Origin of the sequence: Cellulomonas bogoriensis 69B4 = DSM 16987 (genome assembly GCF_000767165.1) — a bacterium.
GTDB classification, from domain to species: Bacteria; Actinomycetota; Actinomycetes; order Actinomycetales; family Cellulomonadaceae; genus Actinotalea; species Actinotalea bogoriensis.
Map to the genome: position 1 here is coordinate 1 of NZ_AXCZ01000361.1, position 1,005 is coordinate 1,005.

The window sequence follows — 1,005 nt, forward strand, 5'->3', positions numbered from 1 at the left end:
ACCCGTCGAGCTCGTCCAGGCTGGACCGGGCCCGGACCGCGGCGAGGGCCGCGGCGAGGTCGGCGTCGGCGGGGCGGGCGTAGTGGACGTTGCCGGTCGCGACCACCGGCAGGTCGCTGCCGGCACGGCCGCGGGTCCTGCGTGCCAGGTCGACCAGGACGTCGTTGCGGTCCTCGTCCCACGGGTCGCCCGTGTCGGTGATCTCGACCGCGACGTTGTCGGCCCCGAACAGGGCCACCAACCGGTCCAGCTCGTGGGCGGCTGCGTCCACGTCCAGGGGTGCGCCGTCCCAGGGGCCGCCGAGGGCCTGCCGGACGGGGCCCTTGCGGCAGCCGGTGAGGACGAGCCACTGGCCGTCGGCCGCTGCGGCCAGGTCCTCCAGCCGGTACCGGGCCGCGCCCTTGGTACCGGTCGCCAGGTGCCCCTGGGCGACGGCCCTGGACAAGGCCCGGTACCCCTGGGGGCCGCGGGCCAGGACCAGCAGGTGCTGGGACCGGGGGTCGGGCGTCCCGGTGGGGGCGTCCAGGTCCCCACCGGCGGTGGGCAGGTGCAGCTCGGCGCCGAAGACCGTCGGCAGGTGGGCCTGGCGGGCGGCCTGCGCGAACCGCACCACCCCGTACAGGCCGTCGTGGTCGGTGAGCGCGAGCGCCGACAGGCCCAGCCGGGTGGCCTCGGCGACGAGCTCCTCGGGTTGGCTGGCCCCGTCCAGGAAGCTGAACGCCGAGTGGGCGTGGAGCTCGGCGTAGGGGGTGTCAGTCATAGCGGGCCTCGACCGACCACCGGCCCTCGCGCAGGACCATGAGCAGTGCGTCCCCGCCCCGCAGACCCACCTGCAGGTACACGGCCCGGTCCGCGCCCGGGCCCCACCAGCGTTGGACCAGCGGCCACGGGCCGGCCCACCCGGTGACCGCGGCCTCGCGGGGGCCGTCGGGTGCGGTCCAGCGCAGGACCGCAGGCTCGGGGTGGACGTGCAGCCGGGCGTCGACCTGGACGGGGGTGTCGTCG

General features: G+C 76.9%; 1 protein-coding gene and 1 pseudogene. Both read right to left on the bottom strand.

Features of this window, described 5'->3' with window-relative positions; translation table 11 throughout:
• Positions 1–760, bottom strand: a 760-nt coding sequence (locus N869_RS15415) for a PHP domain-containing protein (protein ID WP_035063138.1), incomplete at its 3' end; no start/stop codon positions are given.
• Positions 753–1,005 (bottom strand): annotated as a pseudogene (locus N869_RS18095) (DNA polymerase Y family protein); the annotation flags it as partial. The gene N869_RS15415 and the pseudogene N869_RS18095, both read right to left, overlap by 8 nt.